Consider the following 1,031-nt stretch of genomic DNA (forward strand, 5'->3'; position numbering starts at 1 on the left):
CCGGTTGCTTCGCACGCTGGGCCAAGATGCGCGGACAGCATTTCAACCATCGCTTCATCCCATGGCGCCCGTTCCGCATATTTCATCAGGCCCGAAAGATCGTGAACCGATTTTGATCTGGACATTCAGGCGGGCCTTTCCACGCCAAGGCGGCGCATTTCTCGATATATGGTTGATCGGCCGATGCCGAGTTGCCGTGCCGCTTCTGTTGGCGAGATACTCGCTTCGACCAGTTTAATGGCGGCATGAACCTTGCTCATGTCGAGCGGCTGACGGCCAGGTAACTTGCCCCTGGCACGGGCGGCGGCGATGCCATCCTTGGTGCGTTCGGAAATCAGCCGTCGTTCAAAATGGGCGATGGCCCCGAACACATGGAAGATCAGTTCGCCGGCGGCCGATGAAGTGTCGATTTTCTCTTCAAGGCTTAGCAGCGCCACGCCTTGGGCGTGCAGCTTCTCAACCGTGACAAGTAATTCGGCCAGCGATCGCCCGAGCCGATCGAGGCGAACCACGGCTAATGTGTCACCCTTACGGGCGTAGGCGAGCAGGTCGGCCAAACCGGGACGATCCATGCTCTTGCCCGACATAACGTCGGTGAACACTTTAATGGCGCCAGCCTTCTCCAGACGCATGGTCTGCCCTGCCACGTCCTGGTCGCCGGTGCTCACACGAGCATAGCCCAGAATACCGCCCATGCCCTGTGTCTCCCAAACGGCCGTTCTGTGGACGCTGTGAAGGGCAAGCGTTTCGCCCCTACATATCCGTCCACATACTATGTCTCTTTACTCGTCGCTGTCCATAGGCCCAGATGACCTTTTGTGGACGGGAATCGGCATGGTGAAGCGCAAACATCAACTCCTGACCGAGAGTGAGCGCGATCAAATCCTCGCCATCCCGACCGACCGCGACCATTTGGCCCGCCTCTACTCGTTCGAGCCATCTGACATCGACATTATCGGCGCGCGCCGCGAGCGGCGGAACCGATTAGGCGTGGCGCTGCAACTGGCGTTGCTGCGGCATCCCGGCACGAC

Annotated in this window: 2 protein-coding genes; one reads left to right on the forward strand and one right to left on the reverse strand. The window is 59.6% G+C overall.

Annotation, left to right across the window (positions count from 1 at the left end):
• Nucleotides 1-125 precede the first annotated feature (125 nt).
• On the reverse strand, nt 126-695 hold the full coding sequence (locus GGQ88_RS21045; RefSeq protein ID WP_043150867.1) for a recombinase family protein: 570 nt from the start codon (nt 693-695) through the stop codon (nt 126-128).
• 139 nt (nt 696-834) lie between these two features.
• Here GGQ88_RS21045 and GGQ88_RS21050 point away from each other — a divergent pair.
• A partial coding sequence (locus GGQ88_RS21050) for a DUF4158 domain-containing protein (RefSeq protein WP_183615356.1) occupies nt 835-1,031 on the forward strand: 197 nt, incomplete at its 3' end.

The organism is Novosphingobium hassiacum (assembly GCF_014196055.1).
GTDB classification, from domain to species: domain Bacteria; phylum Pseudomonadota; class Alphaproteobacteria; order Sphingomonadales; family Sphingomonadaceae; genus Novosphingobium; species Novosphingobium hassiacum.